Origin of the sequence: Roseovarius confluentis, assembly GCF_002917925.1 — a bacterium.
Lineage (GTDB): Bacteria > Pseudomonadota > Alphaproteobacteria > Rhodobacterales > Rhodobacteraceae > Roseovarius > Roseovarius confluentis.
In genome coordinates this window covers 100,041-114,748 of record NZ_PPFE01000009.1, presented here as the reverse complement: position 1 = coordinate 114,748, position 14,708 = coordinate 100,041, and the positions used below count along the sequence as shown (strand labels likewise).

Genomic DNA, 14,708 nt, shown 5'->3' with positions numbered 1-14,708 from the left:
TTACAGGGATGAGCCTGCCACCCGGATTCCTTGACGAGCTGCGCACCCGCACCTCCCTCGTGCAGGTGGTGGGGCGCAAGGTCATGTGGGACAACCGCAAGTCCAACCAGGGCAAGGGCGACATGTGGGCACCTTGCCCTTTCCACCACGAAAAGACGGCCAGCTTTCACGTCGATGATCGCAAGGGCTATTACTATTGCTTCGGCTGTCACGCGAAGGGCGACGCCATTTCCTTTGTGCGCGAGACCGAGAACGTGGAGTTCATGGAGGCGGTAAAGATCCTGGCGCAAGAGGCCGGAATGACCGTGCCCGAGCGCGACCCTCAAGCCCAGGCCAAGGCCGACCGGCGCACGCAGCTGGTAGAGGTGATGGAGATGGCGGTGCGCCATTTCCGCCTGATGCTGAAGGCCGGGGCGGGGGGCGCGGCGCGCGACTACTTGGCGGGGCGCGGCCTGGATGAGGCGGCGCAGGACCGTTATGATATCGGGTTTGCTGCCGACGCGTGGAAGGATCTGTGGGACCACCTGACAGGCAAGGGCGTCGAGGACGACCTGATCCTGCGCTGCGGGCTGGCCAAGCCGAGCAACAAGGGCGGCAAGCCCTATGACACGTTCCGCAACAGGATCATGTTCCCGATCCGCGACCCGCGGGGGCGTTGCATCGCCTTCGGCGGGCGGGCGATGGATCCGGATGACAACGCGAAATACCTCAACAGCCCGGAAACCGAGCTTTTCGACAAGTCGCGAACTCTTTATCATCACGGACCTGCGCGCGAGGCGGCGGGCAAGGGGCAGCCGCTGATCGTGGCAGAGGGCTACATGGACGTGATCGCGCTGGCCGAGGCGGGGTTCGGCGCATCGGTGGCGCCCTTGGGCACGGCGGTGACGGAACACCAACTAGCCATGCTGTGGCGCATCGCGGAAGAGCCGATCGTGGCGCTGGATGGCGACACGGCGGGGCTGCGCGCGGCCTACCGGGTGATCGACCTGGCGCTGCCGTTGCTGGAGGCGGGCAAGTCGCTGCGCTTCGTGCTGATGCCAGAGGGGCAGGACCCCGATGACCTCTTGCGGGCCGAGGGGGCGAGTGCCGTTCAGGCGCTGCTGGACAAGGCCATGCCGATGGTCGACCTGCTGTGGCAGCGCGAGACGGAGGGGCGTGATTTCGACAGTCCCGAGCGCAAGGCGGCGCTGGACAAGGCGCTGCGCGAGAAGATCATGACAATCCGCGACCCAAGCCTGCGCAGCCACTACGGACAGGCGATCAAGGACCTGCGCTGGCAGTTGTTCCGGCCGAAGCCCAAGAGCGGCGGCGGATTTGCGGCGCGGGATGGCAAGTGGCAGAAGATCGAGCCGGTGCGGGCGACGACGAAATCCTCGCTGCTGGTGGCCTCCGGCGATGCGGCGCAGACCCATCTGCGAGAGGCGGTGGTTCTGGCCACGCTGATCCGAAATCCCGAGATCCTGCCGGAGTTCGAGGTCGACCTGGATCGCCTGCAATGCGAGCCGCCGCATCACGGACAGATCCGCGATGCGCTTCTTTTTCATCAGCCCGGCGGCACCGGCACGCTGGAATCCGAATTGTCGGAAAGACTCGGCCTCAACGTGGTTGAAAAACTGTTGTCGCTGCCCCATGTCGCGTTAGTTCCTGCTGTGCGGCGCCCGGGGGATGCGGAGCTTGCCCGCATGACCGTTGGCGAAACACTGGCGAAGCTGGAGGCAGACCGCGGTTTGGCGGCCGAAATCCGCGAAGCCGAGCAGGACATTGCTGGTGTTGCCGATGAAGCCGTGACATGGCGGCTGAACGAGGCAGCACAGGCCCGTAACCGGGCATGGACCAGCCAGCAGGAAGACAAGACGGAATATGAGCGGGGCCAAAACGGTGCCCCGGTCAGCCGCGCAGAGAGAGAGCGATTCGATGCGTTGCTGGATCAGATCGGGTTCAACAAAGGGTCTGACGGGTAACGCTTTGAATGTTATCTTAAGCAATCAGGGGTTAAGGGTTTGCGAATCACCCCGTCGCCATGTTGATTCGGTTTAGCGAATCACCTTCACCCAGATGGGATCAGGAGAGCTGAATGGCCGCCAAGGACACCGACGACGATCAAAAGACCGAAGAACAGGACGCCGAAATCTCGCTCGATATGAGTCAGGCGGCCGTCAAGAAGATGATCGGCGAGGCGCGGGAACGCGGCTTCATTACCTATGACCAGTTGAACAAGGTCCTACCGCCCGAACAGGTGTCGAGCGAGCAGATCGAGGACGTCATGTCGATGTTGTCCGAGATGGGCATCAACATCATCGAGGAAGAAGAAGCCGAGGAAGAAGAGCAGAAGACCACCGCCGTTGCCGAGATCGGCAAGAAGGGCGAGGTTGCGCTTGGCTCGGGCAAGGACGAAAAGCTCGACCGTACCGACGACCCGGTGCGCATGTACCTGCGCGAGATGGGGTCCGTGGAACTGCTGAGCCGCGAAGGCGAGATCGCGATCGCCAAGCGGATCGAGGCCGGGCGCAACACCATGATTTTGGGCCTGTGCGAAAGCCCACTTACCTTCCAGGCGATCACGATCTGGCGCGACGAGCTTTTGGGTGAGGACATCCTGCTGCGCGACGTGATCGACCTTGAGACGACGTTCGGCGACCAGATGGGCGACGGCGAGACCGACGAGCCCGTGGTCGAGGCCGCCAACATTGCCAGTGCCCCGAACGAAAAGTCCGAAGACAAGAGCGAGCCCGAGCTTGACGCGGACGGCAACCCTATCGCCAGCGACGACGATGAGGACGACGAAGAACAGGCCAACATGAGCCTCGCGGCTATGGAAGCCACGCTGAAGCCGCGCGTATTGGAAACGCTCGACAGGATTGCCTCGGATTACGAGAAACTGAGCGAGATGCAGGACAGCCGCATCTCGGCCACGCTGAACGAGGACGGGTCGTTCAGTGACAAACAGGAAAAGACCTACCAGAAGCTGCGGTCCGAGATCGTGGAACTGGTGAATTCGCTGCACCTTCACAACAACCGGATCGAGGCGCTGATCGACCAGCTTTATGGCATCAACCGCCGGATCATGCAGATCGACTCGGCCATGGTGAAGCTGGCCGACCAGGCGCGCATCAACCGCAAGGAATTCGTCGACGCGTATCGCGGCCGCGAGCTTGACCCCAACTGGCTTGAAGACATGGCCCAGAAAGAGGGGCGCGGCTGGAAGATGTTCATGGAGCGCAGCCCCGAGAAGGTGGAAGAACTGCGCGCCGACATGGCCCAGGTGGGCCAGTACGTGGGCCTCGACATCAGCGAGTTCCGCCGCATTGTGAATCAGGTGCAGAAGGGCGAGAAGGAAGCACGCCAAGCCAAGAAGGAAATGGTCGAGGCCAACCTGCGGCTCGTGATCTCGATCGCCAAAAAGTATACCAACCGGGGCCTGCAATTCCTGGACCTGATCCAGGAAGGCAATATCGGCCTGATGAAGGCCGTGGACAAGTTCGAGTATCGTCGTGGCTACAAGTTCTCGACCTATGCGACGTGGTGGATCCGCCAGGCCATTACCCGGTCGATCGCCGACCAGGCGCGCACGATCCGTATCCCGGTGCACATGATAGAGACGATCAACAAGCTGGTGCGCACGGGCCGCCAGATGCTGCACGAGATCGGCCGCGAGCCGACGCCGGAAGAGCTGGCCGAGAAGTTGCAAATGCCGCTTGAGAAGGTCCGCAAGGTGATGAAGATCGCCAAGGAGCCGATCAGCCTCGAGACGCCGATCGGCGACGAAGAGGACTCGCAGCTGGGCGATTTCATCGAGGACAAGAACGTGATCCTGCCGTTGGACTCGGCCATTCAGGACAATCTGAAGGAGACCACGACGCGGGTCCTGTCGAGCCTGACGCCGCGCGAGGAACGCGTGCTGCGGATGCGGTTCGGCATCGGGATGAATACGGATCACACGCTTGAGGAAGTGGGCCAGCAATTCTCGGTCACGCGCGAACGTATTCGCCAGATCGAGGCCAAGGCGCTTCGCAAGCTGAAGCATCCAAGCCGGTCGCGAAAGCTGCGGTCGTTCCTCGATCAGTAGGCCGTGAGGCTATTCACCCAATGACATTGAACGGCGCCGGAAGGCGTCGTTTTCATTTGTTTTCTGTCATCGCCCAACAAAAGACCCCTTGGCCTCAACCAAGGGGTCTGCGCATTTCTTCCCACATCTGAACGGCTCTTTCCAACTAGAGCCAGCTTTCACGACGGGTCAATCGTCAAGCAGAAACGTCACGGCGAGATTTACGCGGAATTCCGAGACGTTTCCGTTTGCAACCTTGACGTTCGAATCCTTTACCCATGCACCTTCGATGTTGCGCAGCGTTTTGGACGCGCGCTGAATGCCTTGCTTAACGGCATCATCAAAGCTGTCGGTCGAGGTTGCGGAAATTTCGGTCACTCTTGCGATAGACATTGCAGTCCTCCTTTCCCCGTCCATTCTTAAAACGTCTGGGGTTCCGCTCAGGTTCCTGCGTTTCCGGGGCTGGTGTCATCAGCACCGTGACGGTAAATCTCGAACATGCAGACGGAATTTGAAATCAAGACGCGCGGGCAGGGTCTTTATGACTTCACCCGAGATGTCACCGGCTGGATCGCCAAGCAGAACGTGCAACACGGGCTTTTGACGCTGTTTGTCCGCCACACCTCGGCCAGCCTGTTGATCCAGGAAAATGCGGATCCCGAGGTGCAGACCGATTTGCGGAATTATTTTGCGCGGCTGGTGCCGCCGACGAGCGATCCGTCCATGTCATATCTGACGCACACCTATGAAGGACCGGATGACATGCCCGCGCATATAAAGGCCGCCATGATGCCGGTGAGCCTGGCGATTCCCGTGAGCGACGGGCGGCTCGTACTAGGCACGTGGCAGGGTATTTACGTCTTCGAGCATCGAGATGCGCCGCACACCCGCAAAGTGGCGGCGCACCTGGCCTAAGTCAGGCCCGAGCCTCAGCCCGTGGGCATAACGACCATTTCTCGCACATCGGCGCGTTGGGGCTGGTCGAGGGCAAAGACCACGGCGCTGGCGATATCTTCGGGCTTCAACTTGTCGGGTTTGGCTTCGTCGAAGAATGGCGTGTCCACCATGCCGGGGCAGATCACGGTGCAACGGCCGCCCCATTCGCGCATTTCCTGGCTGAGGTTGCCGGCGAAGCCCTGGACGAACCACTTGGAGGCACCGTAGATCGAGCCGGGCAGATTGATCTTGCCCGCCACCGAGCCGGTGAGCACGGCGTGTCCCTTGGATTTTTGCAGATGCGGGAAAGCGGCTTTGATGGTGTAGAGCAGCCCGTTGATGTTGAGATCGAGCATCTTGCGCCACTCGTCGGGATCGCCGTTTTCAACGCCCGGCGTGTCGAGCCCGCGCCCGGCATTGGCGAACACGGCGTCGAGGCCACCGAAATGATCGGTGGCGCTGTCGATGGCGTTTTTCAGTTCTTTCATGTCCGTGACGTCGCCGGCCAAGGCAAGAGTGTGGTCGTCGCCAAGCTCCGATGCCAGTGCTTCGAGCTTGTCCTTGCTGCGGGCGAAGAGCGCGACGTTCCAGCCGGATTCGACGGCCTTGCGGGCCGTTTCAGCGCCGATGCCGGTTGAGGCGCCGGTGATAAAGAGTGTTTTGCGGGTCATGATGATCCTTTTGAGTTGGGTTTCTATCTTTCGCTGGAGCGGCAACGAAACAATCCGGCAAGCGTTCCCCGGGCGCTTCGTCGCAGCAACAAAGGCCTAGAACTACGCTCGATGTTGCGACTGAATTTGCCCTCTACCCAAAACTTTGCGGCTGCCCTATAGTGGCTGTGGATAACTGGGCAATAGACCCATGACCATCAGAGGCAGAGAAGAAAAGGGGACCGGCCGATGCGCTGCCCGTTTTGCGGAAATATCGACACTCAAGTGAAGGACTCACGCCCCGCAGAGGATCACGTTTCGATCCGGCGGCGGCGGTTTTGCCCGGCCTGTGGTGGTCGGTTCACCACCTATGAACGCGTGCAATTGCGCGACCTGGTGGTCGTGAAAACGAACGGCCGGCGCGAGGATTTCGACCGCGACAAGCTGGAACGGTCGATCCGGATCGCCTTGCAGAAACGCCCGGTCGAGCCGGAGCGGGTGGAGCAGATGATTTCCGGCATAGTGCGACGGCTGGAAAGCCTTGGCGAGACGGATATTCCGTCAAAGACGGTAGGCGAGATCGTGATGGAAAGCCTGGCGCGGATCGACACCGTGGCCTATGTCCGCTTTGCCAGCGTTTACAAGAACTTCCAGGCGGCAGACGATTTCGACAAGTTCGTCAGCGAGTTGCGGCCGGGTGCTGTGGAAGAGCCCGGAGAGACGTGAGCTCGGACGACATCCGCTTTCTAAGGCTGGCATTGGGCCTTGGGCGTCGCGGGCTGGGCCGGACCTGGCCCAACCCTGCCGTGGGCTGCGTGATCGTCAAGGATGGGCGCATTGTGGGGCGCGGCACGACGGGCCTTGGCGGGCGGCCGCATGCCGAGCGTATCGCGCTTGAACAGGCCGGCGCGGCGGCCGAGGGGGCCACGGCCTATGTCAGCCTAGAGCCTTGCGCCCATCACGGACGGACACCACCCTGCACCGACGCCATCATAGCGGCCCGGATCGCACGTGTGGTGGTGGCCATTGGCGACCCCGATCCGAGGGTCTCGGGCCGGGGCTTTGCGGCGCTGCGTGAGGCCGGGATCACGGTCGAGATCGGAAATTGCGCGGCGGAGGCACAGTATGACCTTGGCGGGTTTCTGAGCCGGATGACGCGGGGGCGCCCTGAAGTGACGCTGAAGCTGGCAACGTCGTTTGACGGGCGGATCGCCACCGCCAGCGGGCACAGCCAGTGGATCACCGGACCGCAGGCGCGGCGCTGGGTGCATGCTGCGCGGGCGCGTCACGACGCCGTCATGGTCGGCGCGGGTACGGCGCGCGCGGACGATCCATCGCTGACGGTGCGCGACATGGGGGTCGACCATCAGCCAGTGCGCGTGGTGGTGTCGCGCAGGCTGGATGTGCCGTTGATGTCGGTGCTGGCGCGGACAGCATCGGAGGTGCCGGTCTGGATGTGCCACGGCCCCGATGCGGATGCCGCGCTGGTCGAGGCTTGGCGGGGGCTTGGCGCCGAGATGGTGCCCTGCGGATTATCGGGACGGCAGCTGGATATGGGCTCTGTCCTGAACCAGCTGGGGCGGCGTGGGCTGACCCGGGTTTTCTGCGAAGGCGGCGGGGCGCTGTCGGCATCGCTCTTGGCGGAAGGGCTGGTAGATCGGATGGCCGGGATCACGGCAGGATTTGCGATGGGGGCCGAGGGCCTTCCGGGGATTGGAGCGCTGGGGCTTGATCGGCTGGACGGGGCGAGGCGCTTCGACCTTGTCGAACAAAAGGCGTTGGGTGAAGATGTTTTGCACGTCTGGGTTGCAGGACAGATGGCCCTGGGCCTATAGAATGAAGGCGGTCCGGCGAAGGAGGGGCCGGGAATGATCAGGGGAACATGCGCAGCAATTGTGATGCTCTGGCTTTGGGTCGGGGCCGCTTTCGCGCAGGCCGCATTCGACGAAGCGGTGGCGCTTTGGCTTTCGGGCGACGATTCCCAGAGCCTGCCGCTTCTGGCGCAGCTGGCCCGCGAAGGGCACAGCGATGCGCGTATCCTGCTGGCCCGGATCGAGACGATGGATCGCGGTCCGTCGCCCTATCGCATGGGGTTGGAGCCGGATGCGCGCCGGACGCTTTTTCGCGATATGTCGGGCAAGACCCGGTTTGGGCGCAGCTGGCTGGCGGTAGAGGCAAGCGAAGGCAACCGGCTTGCCGAGATGTTCCTGCGTTCGCGTAAGCCGTTCCTGCAATTGCAGACGCATTTCGCGCTGTGGCAGGCAGGCGAGCGGCAGGCCACGGATTATCCTACGCGGATCGCGGCGCTCTATGGGTCGCGTGCCATGCGCGAGAAACTGGTGGCCAGCGAGACGATCCTGCCCGAGATGCGCCCGTACCTTGCCTTTCTCGCCGACACGCCCGAGCCGCAGGCCGATGGCATGGCGGCGTTGCGCCACATGCTGTCGCTGGGACCCGAAGTGATCAGCGCGGACGACCCGGAGACGCTGGGCATGGCGCAGTTTCTGGCATTGGGTTTTGGTTTCGGGGACATGAGCGCTGGAAACAGGTGGCGGAAGCCGATCGAGGACTGGGTGCTGCGCGACCTGTCGGCGCGCCCGATCTCCGATCTGTGCCGCGCGGAATGCCCGAACCAGGTTGGCGCCTGCGGGGTGGCGCTTTTGGCGCTGACAGGCGGGTTCTACGAGGTGTCGCGGCTCGACAGCCCGTATGAAAAGGTGATCCCGCAGGAGCAGTTTCTGAACAGTGCGCGGGCGCGGATCATGACCCTGCGCCGCGCTGCGCTGGCCCGAGACGAGCCAAACCAGAAATACCTTTCGGACCGGCCCGGCATGTCGCGCCTGTCAAGCTGTGCCGCGGTGCTGGTCCTGCGCGAGCGGGCCGCTTACAAGCGGATCCGCTGAGCGCGCGCCGTCAATCGAAAGTGATGTCGAAGAGTGCGCCTCGCTTGGATGGCAGCAGCGCGATGTCACCCCCGGCGGCGCCGAGCATGGTGCGCACGATGGCCAGCCCCATTCCGGTGCCTCCCGTGGCGCGGCGGGTCGTGAAGAACGGCTCGAAAATGCGGGCGCGGTTGCCTTCGGCGATGCCGGGCCCGTCATCCTGCACGGTAAAGCCGTTCTCGGTGCCGGTAACCTTTAGCTGCCGGGCCCCATGCGCCGCGGCGTTTTGGGAAAGGTGGGTCAGGATGGCGTGCAGAGCGTCTGGGTCCAGCGGTACGGCGCGGTCGTGGTGCAGGTCGAGCGCCACGCCCGCTTCCACCTTGTTCAGCGCTACGGAGAGCTGCGTCGGGCCATGCCCCAGCGGATCGCGCGCTTTGGCAAGCCGGCGCAACGCATCCAGAAGAACCTGCATCTTCAGGGCCGAGGTGCGGATCGTCTCGGTCAGCTTGGCGCGGTCCTCGGGCGAGGTGTCGTCTTCGAGCAGTTCCGTGGCACCGATCAGGCTGGTGAGCGGCGACTTGAGCTCGTGGGTGACGTGGTTGGTATAGGCGCGCAGGCCGGCCTCCCGGTCCTGAAGGGTGCTGCCCATGTCGAGCACAGCCTGGCCTAGAGCGGTCAGTTCCGGGGTGCCGAAATGCCGGGGAAGAGGAGCGTCGTCGCGCCCGTCTTTCACCGCCTTTGCATGGGCGGTCAGCGCGTAGACCGGTCGCAGCACAAGCCGCCACAGAAGGAACGCCAGCAGTAGGGTCGTGACCACGGCCAGCGTGCCGATCAGCAGGGTGGTCTCGCCCCATCCGAGGATAAAGCCCGCAACCTTGAAATAGCCGATGGCGATGACCGGAAGCACCAGCACCGCCGAGAGTGTGCCCCCGATCACAAGGGCCAAGGGCGGCCGCCATTTCTGGCGGATGCGCTGCTTTACGCCGCCTGGCATGCGCCCATCCGGATCCCGACCCCGTGCACTGTTTCGATGGCGTCGACGCATCCCGCCTCGGCCAGCTTGGCGCGCAGGTTGCGCAGGTGGCTGTCGAGGGTGCGGTCCGATACGTGGATGGTCGGCCCGTAGACCGCATCGGTCAGTTGGGCCTTGGTGGCCACGTGATCGGGGCGGGTCATGAGGTGTTCCAGCAGCGACATCTCGCGGGCGGTCAGCGCGACGGTTTGGGTGCCGAAGCTGCACAGGTGCCGCTCGGGGTCGAGGCGAAGGGCGCCGTGGCTGAGCGGCTGGGTCATGCCGGTGACCGGGCCTTGTTCTGTGCGTTTGAGGATGGCGCGGATGCGGGCCACCAGTTCGCGCGGCGAGAAGGGTTTGGTCACGTAGTCGTCGCCGCCCAGCTCAAAACCGAGGACCCGGTCGATTTCTTCGTCGCGGGCGGTCAGGAAAAGCACGGGCGTGTCGTGGTCGGCGCGCAAGCGGCGGCACATTTCGAGCCCGTCCATCTCGGGCAGGCCGATATCCAGCACGATGAGGTTGGCCTTGCCGCTGCGGGCCTTGGCCAGCCCCTCGGCCCCGTCGCCGGCCTCGGCCACGTCGTGTCCGGCCTTTTTCAGGGCGATGCGCAGCACATCGCGGATCTGGGGGTCGTCGTCGACGATCAGGATATGGCTCATTCTTCGATCCGCAGGCGTACTGTTTCGGGCATGAAGCTAGGCGATTGGCCGGGTTTGGAAAAGCCCTGTCGTTCCGGTGAAGTCGCGTAGGTTGTGCCCGACACCGCGAGGCCCGACAGGATGGCGAGGCCAAGCGCGAGAAGCAGGGCGCGGCGGTGCCGGGATCGGGCGCGGTGAACGCGAGGTTCGAATAGGAAGGCGTGTCGCATTGGGATTTCCTCTGGGTGCGAATATGAGGTTGGTGAAGGTAGTTTAGGGCAGAGATGTGCACCGGTTGGCGGCGCGGTTGTGCAGGTATCGTGCAGGCGCGCCCGCGCCCGGCTGCGGCTTGCCAAGGAGCGGCGTGCATGCGACGCTTCGCGGGTGATTTTCCATGCTTGAACGGTGGCCATGACGATCCGGACAGAGACCGCGCAGACGCACCTGCCGCAGACGCTGGAGCCGCGCAACGCGGGCGCGCCGCTGGACCTCGACCAGGTGGCGGCGGTTGCGGTGAACACCTCGGCGGTCGAGCGGCGGGCGGGCACGCTGCCGGGGCGTCGGACGGTCAAGAAGGAGTACCAGGCGGCGTGGTTGTGCCGGGCCATCAGCTGCATCGATCTGACGACGCTAGCAGGCGACGACACCGCGGGGCGCGTCGCGCGGCTCTGCGCCAAGGCGCGCCAGCCGGTGCGCACTGACCTGCTGGACGCCCTGGGGATGGAAGGGCTGACCGTGGGCGCGGTCTGTGTCTATCACGATATGGTCGCGCCGGCCCGCAGGGCGCTGGAGGGCAGCGGAATTCCGGTGGCCGCCGTCTCGACCGGGTTTCCGGCGGGCCTGTCGCCGTTTCACCTGCGGTTGGCCGAGATCGAGGCGAGCGTGGCGGAAGGTGCCGACGAGATCGACATCGTGATCTCGCGCCGGCATGTGCTGACAGGCGATTGGCAGGCGCTTTACGACGAGATGCAGGCCTTTCGCTCCGCTTGTGGCAACGCACATGTCAAGGCGATCCTGGCCACCGGGGAACTAGGTAGCCTGCGCAATGTGGCGCGGGCGTCGCTGGTCTGCATGATGGCGGGGGCGGATTTCATCAAAACCTCGACCGGCAAGGAGAGCGTGAACGCGACGCTGCCGGTGACGCTTGTAATGCTGCGGGCGATCCGGGCCTATCACGCGGCGACCGGTTACCGGGTGGGTTACAAGCCCGCGGGGGGCATCTCGAAGGCGAAGGAGGCGCTGGTGTACCTGTCGATGATCAAGGAAGAGCTGGGAGGTCGGTGGCTGCGGCCTGATCTGTTCCGTTTTGGCGCGTCGAGCCTGCTGGGCGATATCGAACGGCAGTTGGAACATCATGTCACCGGGCGGTATTCGGCGGGGTGGCGACATGGCTTGGGGTAAGCGGATGGATTTGAGTGTTTCGGGAACGATGAAGCCATGACCGTCAAGGAAATCTTCGAAAGCATGGAGTATGGGCCCGCGCCGGAAAGCGCCGCCGATGCCTATGCCTGGCTGGTGGACCAGGGTGACCGGTTCGGGCATTTCATCGATGGGGCGTTCACCGCGCCGGGTGAGGGGTTCGAAGCGAAGAACCCGGCCACGGGCGAAGTTCTGGCGCTGCTGAGCCAGGCCAGCGCGGAGGACGTGGATGCCGCCGTGGCGGCGGCGCGGAAGGCCCAGCCGAAATGGGAGCGCTTGGGTGGGCCCGGGCGGGCGCGGTACCTTTATGGGCTGGCGCGGCTGGTGCAAAAGAACGCGCGGCTCTTCGCGGTGCTGGAGACGCTGGATAACGGCAAGCCCTTGCGCGAAAGCCGCGACATCGACGTGCCCTTGGTGCACCGGCATTTCTATCACCATGCCGGGCTGGCGCAATTGCTGGAGGTCGAGCGACCTGACCGGCGCGCGCACGGGGTTTGCGGGCAGGTGATCCCGTGGAACTTCCCCCTTTTGATGCTGGCATGGAAAGTGGCACCGGCGCTGGCGGCGGGCAACACCGTGGTTCTGAAACCGGCGGAATGGACGTCGCTGACAGCCCTTCTTTTCGCGGATATCTGCAGGCAGGCCGGGCTGCCGAAGGGGGTGGTCAACATCGTGACCGGCGACGGGGAAGTTGGCGAGCGGATCGTCACGCATGAGGGCGTGGACAAGGTGGCCTTTACCGGCTCGACCGACGTGGGGCGGCGCATACGGAAGCAGACGGCGGGGCAGGGCAAGGCGCTGACGCTGGAGCTGGGCGGAAAGAGCGCCTACATCGTATTCGAGGATGCCGATATCGACAGCGCCATCGAGGGGCTGGTCGACGCGATCTGGCTGAATGGCGGCCAGGTCTGTTGCGCGGGCTCGCGCCTGCTGGTGCAGGAGGGGATTGCCGACGATTTTCAGGCACGGCTGCAAGAGAGAATGGGCAAGCTGCGCATCGGCAACCCGCTGGACAAGTGCATTGACGTGGGTGCCATGGCCGACCCTGTGCAGGTGGAGCGGGTGCGGCGGCTGGTCGAGGGCAGTGCCGCAGGCGAGAGGTTTGCCGCGGCAGTCGAGATGCCGGAGACGGGTGCCTTCTATCCGCCGACGCTGATCACCGGGCTGGCACCGTCGGATACGCTGATGCAGCAAGAGGTTTTCGGCCCCGTGCTTGTCTCGACCACGTTCCGGACACCTGCGGAAGCCGTCGCGCTGGCCAACAACACGCGCTACGGGCTGGCGGCGTCGGTCTGGTCGGAAAGCCTCAACCTGGCACTGGACGTGGCGCCGAAGCTGGCGGCGGGCGTGGTCTGGGTGAACGGGACCAACATGTTCGACGCGGCGGCACCCTTTGGCGGTGTGCGCGAGAGTGGGTTCGGGCGCGAAGGCGGCTGGGCGGGGCTGGATGCCTATCTGAAGCCGACTCGGGCACAAAAGGCGCTGCGCCCTGTCGCGGGGTTCACGGGAGGCGCAAACGGTGTGGTCGAAGGAATGGACCGGACACCGAAGCTCTACATAGGGGGTAAGCAGACGCGGCCCGACGGTGGGTATTCGCGCGTGATCTACGGCAAGTCGGGCAAGGCGCTGGGGCAGGTTCCGGTGGCCAACCGCAAGGATATCCGTAACGCGGTGGAGGCCGCGCGCGGAGCAGCGGCCTGGGGTCGGACCAGCGGCCATGCGCGGGCGCAGATCATTTATTACATGGCCGAGAACCTTTCGTCGCGGGCGGATGATTTTGCCCGGGTGCTGAACGCGATGAGCGGCGGGCGCAGTGGCGCAAGCGAGGTGGAGGCCAGTGTCGACCGGTTGTTTACATGGGCGGCCTGGGCGGACAAGTTCGCGGGCGAGGCTGCCGCGGTGCCGATCCGCGGCATGGCGCTGGCCCTGCGCGAGCCGGTGGGCGTGATCGGCGCGTTCTGCGCGGATGAGGCGCCCCTGCTGGGTCTCGTGTCGGTGCTGGGGGCGGTGATGGCGATGGGCAATCGCGCGGTGCTGATAGCCAGCGAACCGTTTCCGCTGGCGGCGATGGAACTGGTGCAGGTTCTGGAAACATCGGACGTGCCGGCGGGCGTGGCGAACCTGCTGGTCGGGCCGGTCGCGGAGCTTGCACCGCACCTGGCCGGGCATGCGGATGTCGAGGCGGTCTGGAGCTTTGCCTCGGCCGACTTGTCGGAGGTGATCGAGCGGGAGAGTGCCGGAAACCTCAAGCGGACATGGGTGAACAACGGACGCGCGCTGGACTGGTATGATGCCGGCGGGTGCCGTGCCTTTTTGGAGGCGGCGACGGAGGTCAAGACGGCATGGGTGCCTTACGGGGAGTGACCTTTGACCGGGCCTGAAGAGGTCCCGGATCAGGTCCGGGACGGGTTACGTCTTGGGGCCGGTCGGGGTTTCGCGCAGGTGGTCGCGCTTGATCCAGACACGGGCGCCGTTGGTTCCCACCTGGGCGGTTGATGACGCGCCTTTCGGCAGGCGCAGCCAACTGAGGCGTTTGAAGGTCTCGCCGCCTTCGGTGAAGCCGCCGTCCAGCACCAGCAATTCCAGCCCGTCGGGTGCGTCGAGCGAGACGCGCGCCTCCGGCGCCCAGCGTTCCAGCGCGACATCCTCGCGGCCATCGGAAAAGAGCGGCATGATTTCGACATCGTCGCGGTCGTGCAGAAAGCGCATCTTGTTCGTGTCGATGCGCACATGGGTGCGGTCGGACAAGTCAAACTGCCAGAGCTTCACGAGGATGGTGCAGCCGGGCTCTGACCCCGGCGTGTGGGACGATTCCGGCGGATTGCGAATATAGCTGCCTTCGGGGAAATCGCCATGCTCGTCCGAAAAGACGCCTTCGAGCACGAGGAATTCCTCGCCGCCCGTGTGGACGTGGGACGAGAACGCGCTGTTCGGGGCGTAGCGCACGATCGAGGTGGCGCGGGCCACTTCGTCGCCGATGCGGTCGAGGATGCGCCGGTCAACGCCGGGCATGGGCGAGGCGACCCAGTCCTCGTCGGCGGCGTGCACCACGGCGCGTTGGGTGAAGTCGCTGTTGCGGTCCATATGATCCTCCTTGCCGTTCGTTGCCTCCAAGATAAGGCAGCT

14 protein-coding genes are annotated in these 14,708 nt (G+C 64.3%); 8 read left to right on the top strand and 6 right to left on the bottom strand.

The genetic code is table 11. The features are described 5' to 3' along the window. Positions 1 to 8 precede the first annotated feature (8 nt). Both dnaG and rpoD read left to right on the top strand, forming a co-directional pair. Positions 9 to 1,961 carry a DNA primase gene (gene dnaG / locus C2I35_RS17700; protein ID WP_103764382.1) on the top strand — a complete coding sequence of 651 codons (1,953 nt, stop codon included), beginning with the start codon at positions 9 to 11 and terminating at the stop codon, positions 1,959 to 1,961. Positions 1,962 to 2,074: 113 nt separating this feature from the next. Then, positions 2,075 to 4,066, top strand: coding sequence for an RNA polymerase sigma factor RpoD (gene rpoD / locus C2I35_RS17695; RefSeq protein ID WP_103764381.1), 1,992 nt, complete (start codon positions 2,075 to 2,077; stop codon positions 4,064 to 4,066). Positions 4,067 to 4,234: 168 nt separating this feature from the next. Here the strand turns inward: rpoD and C2I35_RS17690 are convergent, their stop codons facing one another. Continuing rightward, a complete protein-coding gene (locus tag C2I35_RS17690) occupies positions 4,235 to 4,438 on the bottom strand; it encodes a dodecin family protein (RefSeq protein WP_103764380.1) in 204 nt (67 codons plus the stop codon). Between the two features lie 105 nt (positions 4,439 to 4,543). Here C2I35_RS17690 and C2I35_RS17685 point away from each other — a divergent pair, with 105 nt between their 5' ends. Further along, on the top strand, positions 4,544 to 4,960 hold the full coding sequence (locus C2I35_RS17685) for a secondary thiamine-phosphate synthase enzyme YjbQ (RefSeq protein ID WP_103764379.1): 417 nt from the start codon (positions 4,544 to 4,546) through the stop codon (positions 4,958 to 4,960). A 14-nt stretch (positions 4,961 to 4,974) separates the two neighbouring features. On the opposite strand, the gene C2I35_RS17680 is transcribed toward C2I35_RS17685, so the two are convergent. Beyond that, complete coding sequence (locus C2I35_RS17680) at positions 4,975 to 5,652, bottom strand: SDR family oxidoreductase (protein WP_103764378.1); 678 nt, start codon at positions 5,650 to 5,652, stop codon at positions 4,975 to 4,977. Positions 5,653 to 5,880: 228 nt separating this feature from the next. Between C2I35_RS17680 and nrdR the strand changes: the two genes are divergently transcribed. Genes nrdR through C2I35_RS17665 form a run of 3 tightly spaced genes read left to right on the top strand, consistent with a single transcriptional unit; the run spans position 5,881 to position 8,534 of the window. Further along, the gene (nrdR, locus tag C2I35_RS17675) at positions 5,881 to 6,357 is read left to right on the top strand and encodes a transcriptional regulator NrdR (RefSeq protein ID WP_103764377.1); all 477 of its coding nucleotides are present in this window, start codon (positions 5,881 to 5,883) and stop codon (positions 6,355 to 6,357) included. Next, positions 6,354 to 7,466 carry a bifunctional diaminohydroxyphosphoribosylaminopyrimidine deaminase/5-amino-6-(5-phosphoribosylamino)uracil reductase RibD gene (ribD, locus tag C2I35_RS17670; RefSeq protein ID WP_103764376.1) on the top strand — a complete coding sequence of 371 codons (1,113 nt, stop codon included), beginning with the start codon at positions 6,354 to 6,356 and terminating at the stop codon, positions 7,464 to 7,466. Before nrdR ends, ribD begins: the two co-directional genes overlap by 4 nt. Before the next feature lie 33 nt (positions 7,467 to 7,499). After that, positions 7,500 to 8,534 carry a hypothetical protein gene (locus C2I35_RS17665; RefSeq protein WP_103764375.1) on the top strand — a complete coding sequence of 345 codons (1,035 nt, stop codon included), beginning with the start codon at positions 7,500 to 7,502 and terminating at the stop codon, positions 8,532 to 8,534. 10 nt (positions 8,535 to 8,544) lie between these two features. Here the strand turns inward: C2I35_RS17665 and C2I35_RS17660 are convergent, their stop codons facing one another. From C2I35_RS17660 to C2I35_RS21950, 3 genes are read right to left on the bottom strand one after another with little or no spacing between them, the layout of a single operon-like run. Beyond that, a complete protein-coding gene (locus tag C2I35_RS17660) occupies positions 8,545 to 9,507 on the bottom strand; it encodes a sensor histidine kinase (RefSeq protein WP_103764374.1) in 963 nt (320 codons plus the stop codon). After that, positions 9,492 to 10,184: a response regulator transcription factor gene (locus tag C2I35_RS17655; protein ID WP_103764373.1), complete on the bottom strand. Its 693-nt coding sequence runs from the start codon at positions 10,182 to 10,184 to the stop codon at positions 9,492 to 9,494. The genes C2I35_RS17660 and C2I35_RS17655 overlap by 16 nt, the downstream gene beginning before the upstream one ends. Further along, positions 10,181 to 10,393: a hypothetical protein gene (locus C2I35_RS21950; RefSeq protein WP_146050062.1), complete on the bottom strand. Its 213-nt coding sequence runs from the start codon at positions 10,391 to 10,393 to the stop codon at positions 10,181 to 10,183. Before C2I35_RS21950 ends, C2I35_RS17655 begins: the two co-directional genes overlap by 4 nt. A gap of 181 nt (positions 10,394 to 10,574) precedes the next feature. Here C2I35_RS21950 and deoC point away from each other — a divergent pair, with 181 nt between their 5' ends. Together deoC and C2I35_RS17645 are read left to right on the top strand one after the other, a co-directional pair. Continuing rightward, entirely contained in the window at positions 10,575 to 11,564 is a 990-nt protein-coding gene (deoC, locus tag C2I35_RS17650; protein ID WP_103764372.1) for a deoxyribose-phosphate aldolase, read from the top strand. Between the two features lie 36 nt (positions 11,565 to 11,600). Beyond that, the gene (locus C2I35_RS17645; RefSeq protein ID WP_103764371.1) at positions 11,601 to 13,946 is read left to right on the top strand and encodes an aldehyde dehydrogenase family protein; all 2,346 of its coding nucleotides are present in this window, start codon (positions 11,601 to 11,603) and stop codon (positions 13,944 to 13,946) included. A 45-nt stretch (positions 13,947 to 13,991) separates the two neighbouring features. Here the strand turns inward: C2I35_RS17645 and C2I35_RS17640 are convergent, their stop codons facing one another. Next, positions 13,992 to 14,666, bottom strand: a complete 675-nt coding sequence (locus C2I35_RS17640; RefSeq protein ID WP_103764439.1) for a cupin domain-containing protein — start codon at positions 14,664 to 14,666, stop codon at positions 13,992 to 13,994. Positions 14,667 to 14,708 lie beyond the last annotated feature (42 nt).

Excerpts from the sequence above, each read along its gene's own strand:
- C2I35_RS17640 (WP_103764439.1), bottom strand. The coding sequence starts at position 14,666 with ATGGACCGCAACAGCGACTTCACCCAACGCGCCGTGGTGCACGCCGCC.
- dnaG (WP_103764382.1), top strand. The coding sequence starts at position 9 with ATGAGCCTGCCACCCGGATTCCTTGACGAGCTGCGCACCCGCACCTCC.
- C2I35_RS17660 (WP_103764374.1), bottom strand. The coding sequence starts at position 9,507 with ATGCCAGGCGGCGTAAAGCAGCGCATCCGCCAGAAATGGCGGCCGCCC.
- rpoD (WP_103764381.1), top strand. The coding sequence starts at position 2,075 with ATGGCCGCCAAGGACACCGACGACGATCAAAAGACCGAAGAACAGGAC.
- C2I35_RS17645 (WP_103764371.1), top strand. The coding sequence starts at position 11,601 with ATGACCGTCAAGGAAATCTTCGAAAGCATGGAGTATGGGCCCGCGCCG.
- C2I35_RS17690 (WP_103764380.1), bottom strand. The coding sequence starts at position 4,438 with ATGTCTATCGCAAGAGTGACCGAAATTTCCGCAACCTCGACCGACAGC.
- nrdR (WP_103764377.1), top strand. The coding sequence starts at position 5,881 with ATGCGCTGCCCGTTTTGCGGAAATATCGACACTCAAGTGAAGGACTCA.
- C2I35_RS17685 (WP_103764379.1), top strand. The coding sequence starts at position 4,544 with ATGCAGACGGAATTTGAAATCAAGACGCGCGGGCAGGGTCTTTATGAC.
- C2I35_RS17665 (WP_103764375.1), top strand. The coding sequence starts at position 7,500 with ATGATCAGGGGAACATGCGCAGCAATTGTGATGCTCTGGCTTTGGGTC.
- C2I35_RS21950 (WP_146050062.1), bottom strand. The coding sequence starts at position 10,393 with ATGCGACACGCCTTCCTATTCGAACCTCGCGTTCACCGCGCCCGATCC.
- C2I35_RS17655 (WP_103764373.1), bottom strand. The coding sequence starts at position 10,184 with ATGAGCCATATCCTGATCGTCGACGACGACCCCCAGATCCGCGATGTG.
- deoC (WP_103764372.1), top strand. The coding sequence starts at position 10,575 with ATGACGATCCGGACAGAGACCGCGCAGACGCACCTGCCGCAGACGCTG.
- C2I35_RS17680 (WP_103764378.1), bottom strand. The coding sequence starts at position 5,652 with ATGACCCGCAAAACACTCTTTATCACCGGCGCCTCAACCGGCATCGGC.